16 protein-coding genes and 1 pseudogene are annotated in these 18,777 nt (G+C 61.2%); 10 read left to right on the forward strand and 7 right to left on the reverse strand.

The annotated features are described in order from the left end of the window. Positions 1 to 177: 177 nt before the first annotated feature. From AB4N33_RS15560 to AB4N33_RS15580, 5 genes are all read left to right on the forward strand, one after another. Entirely contained in the window at positions 178 to 1,305 is a 1,128-nt protein-coding gene (locus AB4N33_RS15560; RefSeq protein WP_476457694.1) for a branched-chain amino acid ABC transporter substrate-binding protein, read from the forward strand. Between the two features lie 228 nt (positions 1,306 to 1,533). Next, positions 1,534 to 2,469, forward strand: a complete 936-nt coding sequence (gene livH / locus AB4N33_RS15565; protein ID WP_476457695.1) for a high-affinity branched-chain amino acid ABC transporter permease LivH — start codon at positions 1,534 to 1,536, stop codon at positions 2,467 to 2,469. Then, entirely contained in the window at positions 2,453 to 3,706 is a 1,254-nt protein-coding gene (locus tag AB4N33_RS15570) for a high-affinity branched-chain amino acid ABC transporter permease LivM (protein ID WP_460117387.1), read from the forward strand. The genes livH and AB4N33_RS15570 overlap by 17 nt, the downstream gene beginning before the upstream one ends. After that, positions 3,703 to 4,470: a high-affinity branched-chain amino acid ABC transporter ATP-binding protein LivG gene (livG, locus tag AB4N33_RS15575; RefSeq protein WP_460140096.1), complete on the forward strand. Its 768-nt coding sequence runs from the start codon at positions 3,703 to 3,705 to the stop codon at positions 4,468 to 4,470. Before AB4N33_RS15570 ends, livG begins: the two co-directional genes overlap by 4 nt. Further along, positions 4,471 to 5,172 carry an ABC transporter ATP-binding protein gene (locus AB4N33_RS15580; RefSeq protein ID WP_460117389.1) on the forward strand — a complete coding sequence of 234 codons (702 nt, stop codon included), beginning with the start codon at positions 4,471 to 4,473 and terminating at the stop codon, positions 5,170 to 5,172. Between the two features lie 136 nt (positions 5,173 to 5,308). Here the strand turns inward: AB4N33_RS15580 and AB4N33_RS15585 are convergent, their stop codons facing one another. Further along, positions 5,309 to 6,217 carry a LysR family transcriptional regulator gene (locus tag AB4N33_RS15585; RefSeq protein WP_476457696.1) on the reverse strand — a complete coding sequence of 303 codons (909 nt, stop codon included), beginning with the start codon at positions 6,215 to 6,217 and terminating at the stop codon, positions 5,309 to 5,311. Between the two features lie 105 nt (positions 6,218 to 6,322). Here AB4N33_RS15585 and AB4N33_RS15590 point away from each other — a divergent pair, with 105 nt between their 5' ends. From AB4N33_RS15590 to AB4N33_RS15600, 3 genes and pseudogenes are all read left to right on the forward strand, one after another. Next, a complete protein-coding gene (locus AB4N33_RS15590) occupies positions 6,323 to 6,922 on the forward strand; it encodes a short chain dehydrogenase (protein WP_476457697.1) in 600 nt (199 codons plus the stop codon). A 59-nt stretch (positions 6,923 to 6,981) separates the two neighbouring features. After that, positions 6,982 to 7,647: a COG3650 family protein gene (locus AB4N33_RS15595; protein WP_476457698.1), complete on the forward strand. Its 666-nt coding sequence runs from the start codon at positions 6,982 to 6,984 to the stop codon at positions 7,645 to 7,647. A 95-nt stretch (positions 7,648 to 7,742) separates the two neighbouring features. Beyond that, positions 7,743 to 9,354, forward strand: a pseudogene (locus tag AB4N33_RS15600) (NAD(P)/FAD-dependent oxidoreductase). Positions 9,355 to 9,470: 116 nt separating this feature from the next. On the opposite strand, the gene AB4N33_RS15605 reads toward AB4N33_RS15600, so the two are convergent. Then, a complete protein-coding gene (locus AB4N33_RS15605) occupies positions 9,471 to 10,568 on the reverse strand; it encodes a PLP-dependent cysteine synthase family protein (RefSeq protein ID WP_476458829.1) in 1,098 nt (365 codons plus the stop codon). Positions 10,569 to 10,803: 235 nt separating this feature from the next. On the opposite strand from AB4N33_RS15605, the gene nhaA reads away from it, so the two are divergent. Beyond that, positions 10,804 to 11,994 (forward strand): Na+/H+ antiporter NhaA, encoded by a 1,191-nt coding sequence (gene nhaA, locus AB4N33_RS15610; RefSeq protein WP_476457699.1) that lies wholly within the window; start codon positions 10,804 to 10,806, stop codon positions 11,992 to 11,994. Positions 11,995 to 12,146: 152 nt separating this feature from the next. Here nhaA and AB4N33_RS15615 read toward each other — a convergent pair whose 3' ends face one another. Next, on the reverse strand, positions 12,147 to 12,611 hold the full coding sequence (locus tag AB4N33_RS15615; RefSeq protein ID WP_460117395.1) for an outer membrane lipoprotein: 465 nt from the start codon (positions 12,609 to 12,611) through the stop codon (positions 12,147 to 12,149). Positions 12,612 to 12,778: 167 nt separating this feature from the next. On the opposite strand from AB4N33_RS15615, the gene AB4N33_RS15620 reads away from it, so the two are divergent. Further along, on the forward strand, positions 12,779 to 13,015 hold the full coding sequence (locus AB4N33_RS15620; RefSeq protein WP_460117396.1) for a hypothetical protein: 237 nt from the start codon (positions 12,779 to 12,781) through the stop codon (positions 13,013 to 13,015). A gap of 5 nt (positions 13,016 to 13,020) precedes the next feature. On the opposite strand, the gene pdxH is transcribed toward AB4N33_RS15620, so the two are convergent. The 4 genes from pdxH to AB4N33_RS15640 all read right to left on the reverse strand — a co-directional run bounded on the left by pdxH (position 13,021) and on the right by AB4N33_RS15640 (position 18,689). Then, positions 13,021 to 13,668 carry a pyridoxamine 5'-phosphate oxidase gene (pdxH, locus tag AB4N33_RS15625; protein WP_460117397.1) on the reverse strand — a complete coding sequence of 216 codons (648 nt, stop codon included), beginning with the start codon at positions 13,666 to 13,668 and terminating at the stop codon, positions 13,021 to 13,023. Between the two features lie 24 nt (positions 13,669 to 13,692). After that, positions 13,693 to 14,796: an OmpA family protein gene (locus AB4N33_RS15630; RefSeq protein WP_460140101.1), complete on the reverse strand. Its 1,104-nt coding sequence runs from the start codon at positions 14,794 to 14,796 to the stop codon at positions 13,693 to 13,695. A 113-nt stretch (positions 14,797 to 14,909) separates the two neighbouring features. Continuing rightward, positions 14,910 to 16,055: a serine hydrolase domain-containing protein gene (locus AB4N33_RS15635; protein ID WP_460117400.1), complete on the reverse strand. Its 1,146-nt coding sequence runs from the start codon at positions 16,053 to 16,055 to the stop codon at positions 14,910 to 14,912. A gap of 153 nt (positions 16,056 to 16,208) precedes the next feature. Then, positions 16,209 to 18,689 (reverse strand): beta-agarase, encoded by a 2,481-nt coding sequence (locus tag AB4N33_RS15640; protein ID WP_476457700.1) that lies wholly within the window; start codon positions 18,687 to 18,689, stop codon positions 16,209 to 16,211. Positions 18,690 to 18,777 lie beyond the last annotated feature (88 nt).

Raw genomic sequence — 18,777 nt, forward strand, 5'->3', positions numbered from 1 at the left:
CGCGACACCCTCTGATTTTGCCCCCCGACGCCAGCTTCCCAGGCTGACAATCGGCGCTCTACACTGTACCGGTACAGTTGCCGAGGGCATTTTCCGGAGGATGGCGTAAATATCCGACCCGGTTCTGCTGCTTCGGCGCCAGGACTATAAAAATTACAACAGTAAGAGTGGAGCACTATGACAAAGGCTACTAAGCAGATTTCCAAACTGTTTGCCGCTATGGTTCTGGCCGGGGTTGCCAGCCATTCGTTCGCAGCTGACACCATCAAGATCGGTATCGCCGGCCCTAAAACCGGCCCTGTGACCCAGTACGGCGACATGCAGTTCGTCGGCGCCAAACAAGCCATCAAGGACATCAACGCCAAGGGCGGCGTCGACGGCAAGATGCTTGAAGCCAAGGAATACGACGACGCGTGCGACCCTAAACAAGCGGTAGCCGTGGCCAACAAAGTGGTCAACGACGGCGTCAAGTACGTAGTCGGTCACCTGTGCTCCAGCTCCACCCAGCCAGCTTCGGACATCTACGAAGACGAAGGCGTGATCATGATCACCCCGGCTGCCACCAGCCCGGACATCACCAACCGTGGCTACAAGCTGATCTTCCGCACCATCGGCCTGGACAGCGCCCAGGGCCCGGCCGCAGGCAACTACATCGCCGACCACGTCAAGCCGAAAACCGTTGCCGTCCTGCACGACAAGCAACAGTACGGTGAAGGCATCGCCACCGCAGTCAAGAAAACCCTGGAAGGCAAAGGCGTGAAAGTCGCCGTCTTCGAAGGCTTGAACGCCGGTGACAAAGATTTCTCCTCGATCATCCAGAAGCTCAAGCAAGCCAACGTCGACTTCGTCTACTACGGCGGCTACCACCCAGAGCTGGGCCTGATCCTGCGTCAGTCCAAGGAAAAAGGCCTGAACGCCAAGTTCATGGGTCCGGAAGGCGTCGGCAACGATTCCATCTCGCAAATCGCCCAGAACGCTTCCGAAGGCCTGCTGGTCACCCTGCCGAAGTCGTTCGACGCTGATCCCGAGAACAAGGCCATCGTTGACGCCATCAAGGCTGACGGCAAGGATCCAAGCGGTCCGTTCGTATTCCCGGCCTACTCCGCTGTCGAGCTGATTGCCGAAGGCATCAAGTCCGCCAAGAGCGAAGACACCGCCAAAGTGGCAGAAGCCATCCACGCGGGCACTTTCAAAACCCCTACCGGCGAGCTGTCGTTTGACGCCAAGGGCGACCTGAAAGACTTCAAATTCGTGGTCTACGAATGGCACTTCGGCAAACCGAAAACCGAAGTTTCCCCTCAGTAAGACCTGCTCCAACGATCGAGAAGCCCACTGTGCAAGCAGTGGGCTTTGTTTTACGAGGTTTATGGGCCAGACACCCGCGATCCGGGCGCTGGTTCACCTGAAAATCTTAAAACCGTCACCAGCGGTTCGCTGGCAAACGCCCCGTGCAAATGTGCTCGAAGAACACAGCAATGGGCCGGAACATGACTCCACCAGTGAAATGCGTATCGGGTTTTTAGGAGCGCTGTAATGCCTGAGATCTATCATTTTTTCCAACAGCTGGTTAATGGACTGACCATTGGCAGCACGTATGCGTTGATAGCCATTGGCTACACAATGGTTTACGGCATCATTGGAATGATTAACTTCGCCCATGGCGAGGTCTACATGATTGGTTCCTACGTGGCCTTCATCGCCCTTGCCGGGCTGGCCATGATGGGTATCCACTCGCTGCCGCTGCTCATGACCGCCGCGTTCATCGCGTCGATCGTTGTTACCAGTGCCTATGGCTACAGTATCGAACGTGTTGCGTATCGCCCCTTGCGTGGCAGCAACCGTCTGATCCCGCTGATTTCCGCCATCGGCATGTCGATTTTCCTGCAGAACACTGTATTGCTGTCCCAGGACTCCAAGGACAAATCCATCCCCAACCTGATTCCGGGGAGCTTCTCCTTCGGCCCGGGTGGCGCTGAAGAAGTCCTGATTTCCTACATGCAGATCCTGGTCTTCGTAGTGACGCTGGTCGCCATGCTTGGCCTGACGCTGTTCATCTCTCGCTCCCGCCTGGGTCGCGCCTGCCGCGCCTGTGCCGAAGACATCAAGATGGCCAACCTGCTGGGCATCAACACCAACAACATCATCGCCCTGACCTTCGTGATCGGTGCTGCGCTGGCGGCTGTCGCTGCGGTGCTGCTGAGCATGCAATACGGCGTGATCAACCCCAACGCCGGTTTCCTGGTGGGCCTCAAGGCCTTCACCGCAGCGGTATTGGGTGGCATCGGCAGTATCCCGGGCGCGATGCTCGGCGGGCTGGTGCTGGGGGTGGCCGAAGCGTTCGGTGCCGACATCTTTGGCGACCAATACAAGGACGTCGTGGCATTCGGTCTCCTGGTGCTGGTTCTGTTGTTCCGGCCGACCGGCATCCTGGGCCGTCCGGAGGTTGAAAAGTATGAACAAGTATTTTAAACAAGCGCTGTTCAGTGCCTTGCTGGTCTGGGCTGTCGCATTCCCCGTCCTCGGTCTCAAGCTGAGCATCGTCGGGATCAACCTTGAAGTGCATGGCACCGGTCCGGTCACGCTGACCATCATCGCGCTGTGCTCGGTGCTGATGTTCCTGCGGGTCCTGTTCACTCAACAGGTCGGTGCACTGTTTCGCTCCAACCGTGGTCCGCTGGTGTCGCCCAAGGTCAGCCAGTTCCTGACCCTGCCGCGCACCCAGCGCTGGATCATCATCGGCCTGATCGTGGTGGCGCTGGTCTGGCCATTCTTCGGTTCTCGCGGCGCGGTGGACATCGCTACCCTGATCCTGATCTACGTGTTGCTGGGCCTGGGCCTGAACATCGTCGTCGGTCTGGCTGGCTTGCTCGATCTGGGCTATGTCGGGTTCTACGCAGTGGGTGCCTACAGCTACGCGCTGCTGTCGCACTACTTCGGCTGGAGCTTCTGGATCTGCCTGCCGATCGCCGGCCTGATGGCGGCCACTTTCGGCTTCCTGCTGGGCTTTCCGGTGCTGCGTCTGCGCGGTGACTACCTGGCCATCGTGACGCTGGGTTTCGGTGAAATCATCCGTCTGTTCCTGCGTAACCTCACCGACCTCACCGGTGGCCCGAACGGGATCAGCAACATCCCAAAACCAACGTTCTTCGGGCTGAGCTTCGACCGCTCCGCCGCCGAAGGCATGCAGACTTTCCACGAGTACTTCGGGTTGACCTACAACCCGGTGAGCAAGGTGGTGTTCCTGTATCTGGTTGCGCTGTTGCTCGCCCTGGCCGCGCTGTTCGTGATCAACCGCCTGTTGCGCATGCCGATCGGTCGCGCGTGGGAAGCCCTGCGCGAAGACGAGATCGCCTGCCGAGCCCTGGGCCTGAACCCGACCATCATCAAACTCTCCGCGTTCACCCTGGGCGCTGCGTTTGCCGGTTTCGCCGGCAGCTTCTTCGCCGCCCGTCAGGGCCTGGTGACCCCGGAGTCCTTCACCTTCATCGAGTCGGCGATCATCCTCGCCATCGTCGTGCTGGGTGGCATGGGCTCGCAACTGGGCGTGATCCTGGCTGCCGTGGTGATGATCCTGTTGCCGGAAATGATGCGCGAGTTCAGTGAGTACCGCATGTTGATGTTCGGCGCCCTGATGGTGCTGATGATGATCTGGCGACCTCAAGGTCTGCTGCCCATGCAACGTCCTCACATGGAGCTGCGCAAATGAGCCGCGAGATCCTTAAAGTTGAAAACCTGAGCATGCGCTTCGGCGGTTTGCTGGCGGTCAATGGCGTGGCCCTGACCGTGAAAGAGAAACAAGTGGTTGCCCTGATCGGCCCCAACGGTGCCGGCAAGACCACAGTGTTCAACTGCCTGACCGGTTTCTATAAACCGAGCGGCGGCACCATCCTGCTGGACGGCGAGCCCATCCAGGCGCTGCCGGGCCACAAGATTGCGCTCAAGGGCGTGGTGCGTACGTTCCAGAACGTGCGCCTGTTCAAGGACATGACGGCGGTCGAGAACCTGTTGATCGCCCAGCACCGCCACCTGAATACCAACTTCCTGTCGGGGCTGTTCAAGACTCCGGGGTTCCGCAAGAGCGAGCGCGAGGCGATGGAATTCGCCGCGTACTGGCTGGACAAGGTCAACCTGACCGAGTTCGCCAACCGTCCGGCCGGCACCCTGGCCTACGGTCAGCAACGTCGCCTGGAAATCGCCCGCTGCATGATGACCCGTCCGCGGATCCTCATGCTCGACGAACCGGCTGCCGGCCTGAACCCGAAGGAAACCGAAGACCTCAAGGCGCTGATCAGTGTGCTGCGTGAAGAGCACAACGTGACCGTGCTGCTGATCGAACACGACATGAAACTGGTCATGAGCATTTCCGACCACATCGTCGTGATCAACCAGGGCACGCCCCTGGCAGATGGCACGCCACAACAGATCCGCGACAATCCTGAAGTGATCAAAGCCTACCTGGGGGAAGCGTAAATGCTGCAGTTCGAAAACGTTTCCACCTTCTACGGCAAGATCCAGGCCCTGCACAGCGTCAACGTCGAAGTCCGCCAGGGTGAAATCGTCACCCTGATCGGTGCCAACGGCGCGGGCAAGTCGACCCTGCTGATGACCCTCTGCGGTTCGCCGCAGGCTCACAGCGGCAGCATCCGCTACCTGGGCGAAGAACTCGTCGGCCAGAGTTCGTCGCAGATCATGCGCAAGAGCATCGCGGTGGTGCCGGAAGGTCGTCGAGTGTTTGCTCGCCTGACCGTCGAAGAAAACCTGTCCATGGGCGGATTCTTCACCGACAAGGGCGACTATCAGGAACAGATGGACAAGGTCCTGGAGCTTTTCCCGCGCCTCAAGGAGCGCTTCAGCCAACGCGGCGGCACCATGTCCGGTGGCGAACAGCAAATGCTCGCGATCGGCCGTGCGCTGATGAGCAAGCCGAAGCTGTTGCTGCTCGACGAGCCCTCGCTGGGCCTGGCGCCGATCATCATCCAGCAGATCTTCGACATCATCGAACAGCTGCGCAAAGATGGCGTGACGGTGTTCCTGGTCGAGCAGAACGCCAACCAGGCGCTGAAAATCGCTGACCGTGCCTACGTTCTGGAGAACGGCCGTGTGGTGATGCAAGGCACCGGGGAAGCGCTGCTGACCGACCCGAAAGTGCGCGAGGCGTACTTGGGGGGATAAGCGGTTGCGCTAAACAACGCCCCCTGTGGGAGCGGGCTTGCTCGCGAATGCGGTGTATCAGTCGAGTTGATATCAACTGATCCACCGCATTCGCGAGCAAGCCCGCTCCCACAAGGGGAATTCACGGATCAAGTGGCTACAACCGATCCAACGCCTCCCCACTCCTCTTGAACCAGCCAATCAGGTAATCCGCCAATACCTGCGTCCGCCTGGGCAACCCGCCCTGATACGGATGCACCAGGTACATCGGCATACGCCGGGTCTGGAAGTCGCGCAACAACCAACGCAAACGCCCGTCAGCCAATTCTTCCTGCAACAGGTAAGAAGGCAACCGTGCAATCCCCGCTCCCGCCAGAGCAGCTTTCTTGAGCAGGCTGTAATGGTTGCTGGCGAACGGTCCCGAGACACGCACCCGCAACAACTCGTGCTGCTGGTGATAGAGCCACTCTTCGCGGCCGCTGTAGTGGCTGTTGAGCAGGCAGCGATGTTGCGCCAGATCCTGCGGCAACAGCGGTTCGCCATGCTGTTCGAGGTAGGCCGGGCTGGCGCAGGTCAGTTCGTGCCAGGCCAGTAATGGGCGCGCCACCAGGCGCTCGTCATTGCCCACCTCGGAACGCACCGCGAGGTCAAAACCCTCGCGGGACAAGTCCCGGTAGTCATTGCTGAGGTCGAGTTCTATCTGAACCTGCGGGTACTGGTGGGAAAACTCCAGCAACAAGCCATCGAAGAAAGTTTCGCCCAGGGAAACCGGGACGGTCATACGCACGGGTCCGGCGATGTCGTCCTTCAGCCGCGCCAATGCCTGACGTGCCCGTTCCACCTGCACCATCAGTGCCTGCGCCTGCGGTAATAGCGCCGCGCCCGCCGCCGTGAGGCTCAGGCGGCGCGTGGTGCGTTGCAGCAGCACCACGCAGAAGCGCGACTCCAACAAGCTGATGCGCTTGGACAACTGCCCCTTGCTGCAGCCCAGTTGCTGCGCCGCCAGCGTGAAGCTGCCCGCCTCGATCAACACCGCGAACGCCGCCAGATCGTCCATTTCGCTCATGGATTGTTTCCAATAGAAAACCAAAGGTTGCCCATTAGCGCGCTTATCCGCAGAAAAAACCACTCTAAACTGAAACCACTTTCAACCCACACGAGGATCACCCCCATGAAAATTCTTCTGATCGGCGCCGGCGGCACCATCGGTTCGGCTGTCGACAAAGAGTTGTCCGAGCGTCACGAAATCATCCGCATCGGCCGCACCAGCGGTGACTTGCAGGTGGATATCAGCGACAGCGCCTCGATTCGCAAGCTGTTCGAAAAGACCGGCAAGTTCGACGCACTGGTCTGCGCGGCCGGCAACGTGACCTTCGCCCCGCTCGCTGAAATGAGCGAAGAAAGCTTTGCCCTGGGCCTCAAGGACAAACTCATGGGCCAGGTCAACCTGCTGCTGATCGGTCGTGAGTTCGCCAACGACGGTGCCTCCTTCACCTTCACCACTGGCGTGCTCAGCCACGACCCGATCCGCAGCGGCGCTTCAGCCGCCCTGGTCAACGGTGCCCTCGACAGCTTTGTGCGCGCCGCCGCCATTGAACTGCCGCGTGGCCTGCGGGTGAACTCGGTCAGCCCCACCGTACTGCTGGAAGCCATGGGCAAATACGCGCCGTACTTCCGCGGCTACAAGCCGGCTCCGGCAGCCGATGTGGCGCTTGCCTACGCCAAAAGCGTGGAAGGCCTTCAGACGGGTCAGACCTTTCATGTGGGCTGAGCCCTTGTGATGAACGGTCAGGCTGAGTAACGTGGCGGCACTTGTCTGGAGAGCCAAAGATGCGTGTCGCCCGTTCCTTAGTCCTCGTTGCCCTGCTTCCATTGTTCGCCGCTTGCCAGTTACTCGAAAGACCACAGGAAGGTGCTTCTCACGTGGGTCAGACCCGAATGCAGGGCCAACTGACGGCGCTCGATGGCAAACTGGTGTTCCAGCCGTGCAATGAGCAACGCATCCTGGTGGTCAACGACATCGGCGGCACCAGCATCCTGCAGGAAGCCGCAAGCCTGGCCGATGCCCAAGGCAAGCTGTTCGCCGATGTGCGTGGGCAGGTCGTCGCCAGCGGTGGCGAGAGCCGGTTGGACCTGGTGCAGTTGTACCGCGTCGAGCGTTCGGGCGTTGCCTGCGACGATCCGAACTTCAAACTGCTGATCCTGCGTGCCGCCGGTCACGGCCCGGAATGGAACGTGAAGGTCAGCGGCAAAGGCATGGTCATCGATCGCGCAGGGCAACCGCCCCTGGCAGTTCCCTATGTTGAAGAGCAACTGGGCGACGGTCGCTTCAACCTCAGCACCGAAGCCAACGGCCAGCACATCGAACTGTGGGTCGCGCCGCAACGCTGCGTCGACAGCAGCACCGGCAGCGTTCAGCACATGAGCGCCGAGTTGCGTATCGACGGCCAGGTCCAACGGGGCTGCGGGTATTTCGGCGGATCGCGCAACGACTGATCGTTTAAGCCTCACGGGATGGCGCCTTTGAGGCTTATAATCGCGGCCTTCAAACGCCCTGGCGCAGTTGTGCGCCCCGCGAACCGGATCCCGCCATGTTACGAATCACCGAACTCAAGCTGCCAATCGACCATCCCGATGAAGACCTGCGCCTGGCCATCGTCCAGCGCCTGGGTATCCCCAGCGATGACCTGCTCGATTTCACCTTGTTCAAGCGCAGCTACGATGCGCGCAAAGTCCTCCGAACTGTGCTTCATCTACACCATCGACCTCACCGTAAAGGATGAGGCCGCGCTGCTGCGCAAGTTCGCCGATGACCGTAACGTCAATGTGGCGCCGGATGTCAGCTACAAAATGGTCGGCCACGCGCCGGCCGATCTCGAGCAACGCCCGGTCGTGGTCGGCTTCGGCCCCTGCGGGATTTTCGCTGGCCTGTTGCTGGCGCAGATGGGCTTCAAGCCGATCATCCTCGAGCGTGGCCCCGATGTGCGCCAGCGCACCAAGGACACTTGGGGCCTGTGGCGCAAAAGTGTGCTCAACCCCGAGTCCAACGTTCAATTTGGCGAAGGCGGCGCGGGGACCTTCTCCGACGGCAAGCTCTACAGCCAGATCAAGGACCCGAAATTCATCGGCCGCAAAGTCCTGCACGAGTTCGTCAAGGCCGGCGCACCGGAAGAAATCCTCTACGTCAGCAAGCCGCACATCGGTACGTTCCGCCTGACCGGCGTAGTGGAAACCATGCGCGAGGAAATCCGCGCGCTGGGCGGCGAAGTGCGCTTCCAGCAGCGGGTAACGGACGTGCTGATCGAGGACGGCCAATTGGTCGGCGTTGAACTGCACGGCGGCGAGCAGATTCACTCCAAACACGTCATCTTGGCGCTGGGTCACAGCGCCCGCGACACCTTCCGCATGCTCCATGGTCGCGGCGTGTTCATGGAAGCCAAGCCGTTCTCGGTGGGGTTCCGCATCGAGCACCCGCAATCGCTGATCGACCGCGCGCGTTTGGGCAAGTACGCCGGTCACCCGAAGCTTGGCGCCGCCGACTACAAACTGGTGCACCACGCCAAGAACGGTCGTTCGGTCTACAGCTTCTGCATGTGCCCGGGCGGCACCGTGGTCGCTGCCACGTCAGAACCCAATCGGGTGGTGACCAACGGCATGAGCCAGTACTCGCGCAACGAGCGTAACGCCAACTCCGGGATCGTCGTCGGCATCACCCCGGAAGTCGATTACCCGGGCGGGCCACTGGCGGGTATCGAGTTGCAGGAGCGTCTGGAGTCCCACGCGTATGTGCTCGGCGGCAGCAACTACGAAGCCCCGGCGCAACTGGTCGGCGACTTCATTGCCGGCAAACCGTCCACGGCGCTGGGCAGTGTCGAACCGTCGTACAAACCCGGTGTCGCGCTGGGCGATCTGGCGCTGGCCTTGCCGGAATTTGCCATCGAAGCGATCCGCGAAGCCCTGCCTGCGTTCGAGAAACAGATCCGCGGGTATTCGCTGCATGACGCGGTACTGACCGGCATCGAAACCCGCACCTCGTCGCCACTGCGCATCACCCGCAACGAGTCGATGCAGAGCCTGAACGTTAAGGGCCTGTTCCCGGCGGGCGAAGGCGCAGGTTATGCCGGCGGGATCTTGTCGGCAGGTGTGGACGGCATTCGCATCGCCGAGGCAGTGGCGCGGGATATTCTGGGCCTGGCCTCCTGACACAACACAAATCCCCCTGTAGGAGCGAGCTTGCTCGCGATGGCGGTGTATCAGTCGAAATCAATCTGACTGCCCCACCGCCATCGCGAGCAAGCTCGCTCCTACAGGGGTTTCAATCAGATATTCGCTCGCAACACACTCGCCGGCAGCGCTTCCCCGCGCTCGACCGCCGCCGCCACCGCCGCTATCAACCCAGTCAATTCATAGCCCTCGGCCTTGAGCCATTTCTTATCGTAGTAAGTCGTGGCATAACGCTCGCCGCTGTCGCACAGGATCGCCACGATCGACCCCGACTCTCCCGCCGTCGCCATCTGCTGCGCCGCCATCAACGCGCCGATCAGATTGGTGCCGCTCGATCCACCGACATGTCGCCCCAGCCGCTCGGCCAGGTAATGCATGGCCGCCAGGGACAGGGCGTCCGGCACCTTGACCATCGCATCGATGACCTTGGGCAGGAACGACGCCTCGACCCGCGGCCGACCAATGCCTTCGATACGCGAACCATGGTCCAGGCGCAGGCTGGCATCGCCCGTCTGGTAATAATCGAAAAACACTGAACGCTCGGCATCGGCGCACAGTACGCGGGTGTTGTGCTGGCGGTAACGCACGTAACGGCCCAGCGTGGCGGTGGTGCCCCCGGTGCCGGGGCTGGAGATGAGCCAGCTCGGCTCGGGGTGCCGCTCGAAGCGCATCTGATGGAAGATCGATTCCGCAATGTTGTTGTTCGCCCGCCAGTCGGTAGCGCGCTCGGCGTAGGTGAACTGGTCGATGAAGTGGCCGTCGTGCTCGCGGGCCAGGCGCTCGGACTCGGCATAGATCTGGGTCGGATCATTAACCAGGTGGGTTTTGCCACCGTAGAAGGCGATCTGCGCGATCTTCTCCCTGGAAGTGCTCGCCGGCACCACCGCAATGAACGGCAAGCCAAGCAGGCGGGCGAAGTACGCCTCGGAAATCGCCGTCGAACCGCTGGACGCTTCGATCACAGGCGCACCCGGTTTCAGCCAGCCATTGCACAATGCATACAGGAACAACGAGCGCGCCAGCCGATGCTTCAGGCTGCCGGTGGGGTGGCTGGATTCGTCCTTGAAATACAGCTCGATGCCCGTATAACCCGGCAGGGGCAATGGGATGAGATGCGTGTCGGCGCTGCGCTGGAAGTCGGCTTCGATGATTCGAATCGCTTCCCGGACCCACTGTCGGTTGTCGCTCATGATGGCTTCTCGTCAAGGCGGCCTTGTCGCAAGGCTCAGCCCGCAAGCTTAGGAAATATCCGACATCGCGCACAGATACAGCTGAGCCTCAATACCTCGGGCAACTGCTAGGCTCAAGTCCGTGTCGCCGGTTCATGCCCCACCCGCATATAACAAAAAAGAATATAACTTTTGTTTTAACAACTAACGGTACGGGTTAGGGTGTGCCACCTTTTTGATTATTCGATGGAGAGCGACCTTGCCTCTGCGTAGCACCTTCACCCGTTTCTTTCAGTTGGAAGCTGCCAGCGGCCTGCTGTTGATTGCGGCCGCCGTTTTGGCCCTGATCATCAACAACTCGTCCCTGTCCTGGCTGTACAACGGTTTGCTGGACACCCCCGTGGTGGTACAGATCGGCGCACTCAAGATCGCCAAACCTCTGCTGCTGTGGATCAACGACGGCCTGATGGCATTGTTCTTCCTGCTGATCGGCCTGGAGGTGAAGCGCGAAGTGCTCGATGGCCAACTGGCGAAACCCTCGCAGATTGTGCTGCCCGGGGCGGCGGCCATCGGCGGCATGGTCGTACCGGCACTGATCTACTGGTTTCTCAATCGCGACAATCCCGCTGCGCTCAGTGGCTGGGCGATTCCGACCGCCACCGACATTGCCTTCGCCCTCGGCGTCCTGGCCCTGCTCGGCAAGCGGGTACCGGTGTCGCTGAAGCTGTTCCTGATGACCCTGGCAATCATTGATGACCTGGGCGCAATCATCATCATTGCGATTTTCTACTCCGGCGCCCTGTCGACCCTTTCCCTGGCGCTGGCGGCTGCCTGCATCGTCGCATTGATCGCGATGAACCGGCTTGGCGTGGTCAAGCTGGGACCGTACATGATCATCGGCCTGATCCTGTGGGTGTGTGTGCTCAAGAGCGGTGTTCACGCCACACTGGCGGGTGTGACCCTGGCCTTCTGCATCCCCCTGCGCACAAAAAATGCCGAGCCCTCCCCGCTACTGACACTGGAACACGCCCTGCATCCGTGGGTCGCCTACGGTATCCTGCCGCTGTTCGCTTTCGCCAACGCCGGCCTGTCGCTCAGTGGCGTGACCGTCGAAAGTTTCACCCATTACGTGCCCATGGGCATCGCACTGGGGCTACTGCTGGGCAAGACCATCGGCGTGTTCGGCCTGACCTGGCTCGCCGTAAAATCCGGCATGGCCGCCCTGCCCCAGGGCGCCAACTGGGGGCAGGTACTGGGTGTGGCGATTCTCTGCGGCATCGGTTTCACCATGAGCCTGTTCGTGGGGTCCCTGGCCTTCGTCCCCGGTGCCAGCGAATACGCCGGCATGGACCGCATGGGGATTCTCACCGGCTCGATCCTGGCAGCCTTGATCGGTTATTCGATGACGGCGGCCGCGAGTCGCAGGAACGCGGTGGTGTCGTCCTCGTAATGGCGCGCCGCCTCATCGGATGAACCCCTTTTGATGATCGTTCCCACGCAGAGCGGGGAACGATCAGTCGCAACAACCGGCAGTAAAAAACAGAAGTAAAAAAACCCGACCAGCTCTCGCTGATCGGGGTTTTTCGTGACCCGCAGGTGCGCTTAGTGCGTCACGCGGCTGGTGCCGTCCACGGTTGCGATGCGTACGCGCTCGCCCACACGGAAGACTTCATTTTCCTGAACCTGTTGCACGTAGGCGCGCATGCTACCGTCGTCTTCGCGCACGGTGATTTCCACGCCCTGGGTGCGGGTCAGGCCTTCTTCGGCGGCAGAACCCACCAGGCCACCGGCCACTGCGCCGATGACGGCAGCGACGATGCTGCCCTTGCCGCCGCCAATGGCGCTGCCACCGACACCACCCACCGCTGCACCGGCGATGCCGCCGATAGGGGTCTTGGTGCCTTCGATTTTCACCGGACGCAGCGCTTCGATGGTGCCCATGCGAACCGTCTGCACGCGACGCGCTTCGTCACGGGAGTAGGAGTCACCGGTCAAGCTCGATTGGCAGCCAGTGAGCAACATCGCCATCGTGGAAAAGGAAGCAATTAGCAGAACAGACTTACGCATAGCATCAACTCCAAAGGACAAGTATTCATTAAACTCCGCAGCTTGACGCATGTCACGGCATGGCCCGGATAAAATGGGTTTGATTCAGGCCAGGTACAGCGTGACCACGCACTTTGCATACCGTAGCGGCATTTGGCCGAATATGCGCCGCTCAACCAGGGAATGCCATGGATTACTTCATCATTGTCGTCACCACCGTCGCCGGTCTGTATTTCCACTGGTGGATATACGTAAGGATCAAACGCTGGATGGACCGTGATCTCGCGCTGTCGCTGGCAGGTGACGACGAGCATAAGAAACTCTTCATGCTCCAGCAACTGGCTAACGCCCAGACACAGAAAATCAAGCGTCGAGACCTGCCCCAATGGCTGGAAGCCGCTGCGGCAGACTATCCCGGTCGGTAGACTGCCTAGGGTGCCAGACGTTCAAGAATCCAGTCGGCGCCCTGCGCACGGTAGTTTATACGATCGTGCAGACGGCTCGAACGGCCCTGCCAGAACTCGATGCGTTCCGGCAGCAGGCGATAACCACCCCAGTGTTCGGGGCAATGAGGCTGCGTATCGCTGAAGCGTTGCTCGGTGCTCCTGAGCAACGCTTCGAGTTCGCCACGATCGGCGATCACCCGACTTTGCGGAGAAGCCCAGGCACCGAGGCGGCTGCCCAGTGGCCGGACCTGGAAATAGGCATCCGACTCCTCGGGCGTAACCTTCATCACCCGCCCTTCAATGCGCACCTGGCGCTCCAGGGCCGGCCAGAAGAAAGTCATGGCCGCAAACGGGTTCGCGGCCAGGTGCTGACCTTTGGCGCTCTCGTAGTTGGTGAAAAACGTGAAGCCCTGCTCGTCCAGGCCCTTTAGCAGAAGAATGCGGCAATGCGGCCGGCCGTCCGTGTCGACGGTGGCCAGGGTCATGGCATTGGCTTCCACCGGCGCCTGCTCGGTTTTCACCGCGTCGGCAAACCACTGGTGGAACAGCGCAAACGGCTCGGCCGGGGCTTGCGCCTCGGTCAGGCCATCACGGGTGTAATCGCGACGCATATCAGCCAGGCCCTGGGTCATGGCGCATTCCTTTTGATTAACGAATCACTTTTTTACCGCATCAGCAGCGGCGACTTTCTTGTCAGTGGTGGCCGCCTTGGCCGGCGTGGTCTTTTTCGCGGGTGCTTTAGCCGGCGCTTTCTTGGCGGGGGCCTTGGCAGCAGCTTTCTTGGCCGGCGCCTTTTTCGTGGCTGGCACGTCGGCTTTCTTCGTGGCTGGTGCCGGAGTGACAGGCTTGGCCACTGGCTTGACGTCCTGGGCCGCAACCATTTTGACCGGTGCCGGGGCTGGCATGTTGTATTTGCTCAGCAGCGCGACCATGGTGTTTTGCGGCGTCACCAACATTTCAACACGACGGTTAAGGGCACGGCCCTCTACGCTGTCGTTGGCCGCACGCGGAGCGTCGCTGCCCATGCCGCGCAGCATCAGGCGATCACGCTGCAAGCCGCTTAGACGGAAGATCGCCGCCACCGCTTGCGCGCGTTCCTGGCTGAGTTTCTGGTTGGCTGCAGCGACACCCGACGTGTCGCTGTGGCCGAGGACCAACACCGCAGTTTTCGGATCAACTTCGAGAATTTTCGCCACGCGAGTGAACGGACCCAGGGTCACTGGCAACAACATCGCCGGACGGTCCGGGTTGAACGAGCCTTCGACCGGCGCGGTGATCACCAGCACATCCTCACGGCGCTCCAATTCCAATTTGCTGTCCTTGATCGCGGTTCGCAAGCGCGGCTCGTAATCGTCGAGCCAGGCCTGGGTCACTTTCGGGTCGGGCATCGGCACAGCCTTGGCCGTACTCTGCTCTTTGCCACCGAAAGGCCACCACCACTTGCCACTGGACTCGGCCTCGGCCTTGGCCTTGGCCACTTCCACCGGTTTGGCTTCAGGTTTTACCTCGGGTTTCTTGTCCAGGGCCTCTTCGGAACCGAACGGCCAGTACCAAGGGTTGGAGCTTTCGGCCTTCGCCACCGGGGCTGCGGCAACCGGTTTTACCGGGGCAGGAGCAGGAGCCGGCTCTTTCGCCGCGACTTTGTCCGAGGAGCCGAACGACCACCAACTGCCGCCGTCGGAATCATTTTTTGGGTTCTGTGCACAACCGGTGACTGCGACGCACAGGGCCATTGCGAGGGTGGTTTTATTGAATGACATTGGATATCCACAAAAAAGTGATCATGAAAAACAGGCCGGCAGGACCCGGATAAACAGACGATTGGAGAACATAAAGGCCTCCGGGTTCCGGCCCTGGAACCCGTGAGCGTGTTTTACAGACAAGTGGCCAGTACCCGTGCGAGTTTCTGCGCGCGCGGATCCATCAAAACGTATGGCCCCAGCGTGTTGGTAACAAAACCGAAGGCGACATCGTGTTCCGGGTCAGCGAAACCGATGGAGCCACCGGCGCCCGGATGGCCAAACGCCCGCGGACCAAGCCCGTAGGTTGCGTTGGGCACGTCAGGCTGATCGAGCATGCATCCCAGGCCAAAACGGGTCCGGGTCAATAAAGTCTTGTCCTCACCGATGCTGTGTTCGCGGGTCAGCTCCTCGAGCATTTCGCTTTCCAGCAGGCTGCCATCGAGCAATCCCGCATAAAAACCGGCCAGGCTACGCGCGTTGCCGTGGCCGTTGGCCGCCGGTTGCTGCATACGCCGCCACTCGGGCTTGTTGGTGCTGGTCAGGACCGATGGCGGGTTGGTGAAAGCCCGCGTGGTCATGGCCGTCGGTTCGCGCATCGTCACCTGCAGCAGGCGCTGGGCTGCGGCGTCGCCGACATTGCCCTTGCCACGGGCGATGTGCGCCACACGATGGAATTCCTCATCCGCCAGACCGACGTGAAAATCCAGCCCCAGGGGTTTGGCCACGCGGGCCACGATTGACTCTCCGGGTCCGCGATTGTCGGCACGACGCAGCAACTCGCCCACCAGCCAGCCATAGGTGATGGCGGCATACCCGTGCGCGGTTCCCGGTGTCCACCAGGGCGTCTCGGCGGCCAGGGCATCGACCATGGTTTGCCAGTCGTACAACGCCTCCGGGGCCAGCAGCTCGCGCAACGCTGGCAGGCCGGCCTGATGGCAGAGCAACTGGCGCAGGGTCACCGACTCCTTGCCGGCCGCCGCGAACTCGGGCCAATAGCGGGCAACCGGCGCGTCGAGTTGCAGCTTGCCTTCGGCGACCAGTTGCAGAGCGGTGACAGCCGTAAAGGTCTTGGTGCAGGAAAACAGGTTGGCGATGGTGTCGCTGTGCCAGGCCTCCAGACCGTCCTTGTCGGCAGTACCGGACCAGAGATCAACGACCGTTTCGCCGCCAACCTGGATACACAGCGCCGCACCACGCTCCTGGGGATCGTCGAACAACGCGGCAAACGCTTCACGCACCGCTTCGAACCGGAGTTCGTAATGACCCTGAATCTGCACCCTGCCTTCCTCGGACATACCTTGAACAAACTGGCCGGCATTGTTCCAGCCATTGAGGGTTTTGGGAACAGGGTTGGGCTGGGCGGTCGGTTTGGGGGTGGGGTTGTGATCGTTCCCACGCTCCGCTGGGAACGATCAGATCGGTTTCAGGCCTTAATGCCCATTCCCCGAATGCCCACCGGCATGCCCTGCCCCCTTGGCCTCGCCCTGGCGCCCCCCCTCGGCATCATGACTGGCCTTGTCCGCTTCGGATTTGAGCTTTTCTGCCTCCTTGCCCAACTGATCGACGGCCGCCAGGTTAGCTTTGCGCACGCTGTCGACAAAGCCCTGGAACGGAATATCGGTAATGCCTACCAGGCCAAAGTGTCCGTTCTCGCCATCCAGCAGGCGACCGGTCACCGGTTGGTCGAGGTACTGGAACCAGTGCACGCCGACAATCGACGGCTCGCTCAGCGCCTGCTTGAGGAAATGGGCGTAAGCCGGCCCGCGATCTTCCTCCCTGGACAACTGCGTGACGCCGCCCCAGAACGGACCGCGATCGGCCGAACCGAAATTGAACTCGGTGATCAACACCGGCTTGTCGAGGCTGCGCAGGCTGGCGAAGTCATAACCGTCCTGCGGTTGCAGGGTATACATGTTGAAACTCAACACGTCGCAATACTTCGCGCAGGATGCCACGGCTTCCGGGGTACTGACGGCGAAGCGACCGCCCAGCAACAACTGGTTCGGAGCGTGCCATTTCAGCGAGTCGGAGATGGTCTTGAAGTACGTTTCGGCGAAGACCTTCTGGAAATACTTGAAGTCGTTTTCGATTTCCGGGTGCTCAGCGCTCGGCAGTGGCGGTTCGAAACCGGGGTCTTCCATCAACTCCCAGGCGGGCAGTTCTATACCCCAGGCTTTCGACAGGCCAGCCTGGTTGCGGTACTTATCGCGCAGTTGCTTGAGGAATGCCCGTTTGGCCGGGACGTCGGTGGTCAATTTCAGGGTGCCATAAGCCAGCGCGTAACGGGCTTTGGGATCATCGCCGGGCCCCGCCCAGGCCAGTTCGTTGTCGGCGAAGTAACCGATCAGCCATGGATCGTCACGATGATCGCGAGCGGCGATCGCCACGGCACGCTCGGTGGCCATGGCAAAACGCGGGTCGAACGGATCCGGCATCCCACCCCACCAGTCGGCTCCCGTGCTGATGCTGGCGTAATCGCCGACGATGGACAGCGGCAAGGTGTAGGGCACACGATCGGCGTTGCCCAGCACCGGAGCGCTCCAATTGCCAAGGGTGTTGAAACCCCAGGCTTGCAGGCGATCCAGGGTGTGGCTGGCCCAGCGCTTTTGATCAATCACGGCGGTGCAGGGCTCAACCGATTTGGCGCGGCTCGCGTCCTCGGCGCCCGTCCTGGCGGCTTCGGCCACACCGGATTCGCTGGCGGACGGGACCACAGGCTGCTCGACAGCTTTCTCGGTGGACGCTTGCACCGCATCGGCCTTGGCCGCTTCGGCGACCCCGGCCTTGGTATCACTGGCCGGCGCGCAAGGGTTGCCATACAGGCGCTGCAGGTTGGCGCCGTAGAAGTCATACCAGCGGCCTGCGTTGTAACCACGGCCCTGGTCGACGCCATTACCGCCCTGGTTGTTGCCCTCCCCGTAATGACTGGCCAGTGGCTCGTCGGGTTTGGGCAGCGATTCGAACATCCACTCGCGGCCGGCAACGTAGGTCTGGTTGACATCCGGCGCTACGGTGTTGACGCCCAGCGAATAGAACGGGTGCCCTTCCGGCGTCACCAGATACCAGCGACCCTCGCGTTTTTCAGTGCGGAAAAAACCGCTGGCGTGGAACGTCGGGCCCTTGGTCCAACCGCCGAACTTATCGAGCGCAGCCTTCTGACGCTCGGCCAGCCATGTCCCGATCTGTTGCTGATCCTTGGCGAGGGCGCTTTTGAGCTGCTCGTCGCTGCTGATTTTTTCCGGCCACCGGGCCCGGGTCGATTGCCCGTAGGTATCCACCAGTGCGCCGTAGGCAGCTTGAATCACGGCCTCGCCATCCTGCACCCCGAAACGTTCCAGCAGGATGCTCTGCGCAGCTTTGGGTTGATCCATCGACAGGCTTACCGACACCACCTGACTGCGATCCAGTTCACCGGTACTGCTGGCGAGCAACACGCGCTGGCCGTCAATGGTCATCGGCATGGGTGGACCGGCCTTCATGCCCAGGTTCAGCGGCGTACTCGGTTGCAACGGCACCAGCAGCGTCTGCGCCGGGCCGGCTGGCAGGTCGACGCGACTGACCAATGTCTGGCCATTGTTACTCTGGATTTTCACGTAGACGGTCACGGCCCAGTTCATCGCGCTCTGGATCCGCAGGCTCATCATCCCCGACTGCGACCAGTCCCAGGCCCCGGTTTGCGGCGTCAGGCGCAGCGTCGGTTGCGCCGCCGGATTGAACGTGACCCGCCGCAGCACCTCGCCTTCCGGCGTCTGCTCGGCATTCGATTGCGGCAGGCTGGCGTCCTGAGTCGCCACCTGGACCACATCGGCGGGACGGACAAAGTTGAACAGCGTCTGCTGGCCGGCTGATGCCGCCCAAACGGGGGTGGCAAGGAGTACGGCGAATACAGCGGGCAACGAACGGCGGATCATAAGAACGAAGTTCTCCCTAACGACCCATGAAGGCCAGTGGAAAAGCGATGACAGAGAGATAGACAACACGGCGGGCAGATTTGCCCAC

The organism is Pseudomonas sp. S1_E05, from assembly GCF_056337105.1.